Below are 529 nucleotides of genomic sequence, written 5' to 3' on the forward strand. Positions count from 1 at the left end.
TTACTATGCCTACCTGAAAAGTGAATTGAAGGAAGCGGCGCTGATTTAAGGTGGGAAAATAAGTCAGCCCGCGAGCGCGGGCTGACTGAAGGTATTAGCGTTCAGAAGTGGCAACTTGCGGTGCCGCAGCCTGCGGTTGTACGCCCAGCGGGTTATTCCCCCAGCACTGTTCGTATTTCCAACCGGTCAACTCTTCCGCGACGGCTCTGGCGTGTACCGGCACATCGGCGATAGCGCCACCGGCCTTGATACGCTCAATCTCTTCCAGCAGGATGGCGTGATTTTCACGATCAAGTTTCATTTGCGTGGTGTAGTAGATGGCTACCAGCGCCAGCCCGATAACCCCCAGCGAGAACACGCCGACAATCGCCAGCACGGCGCTTTCAGGCTGTGCGGCATGACCAGAAACAAAACCGAACTGCGTCAGCGTCCATCCCATGGCAAACACGATAACCGAGCGCACCATTTTGCCTGCGAAAGTCATGGCACCCGCGTAGATCCCTTCACGACGGCGACCCGTGAACACTTC

The 529-nt window shown here is 56.5% G+C and carries 1 pseudogene; it reads right to left on the reverse strand.

What is annotated here, in order from left to right:
* Positions 1–94 precede the first annotated feature (94 nt).
* Positions 95–529, reverse strand: a pseudogene (locus J5224_RS34960) (MFS transporter); the annotation flags it as partial.

The sequence above is a fragment of the Candidatus Symbiopectobacterium sp. NZEC135 genome (assembly GCF_025962695.1).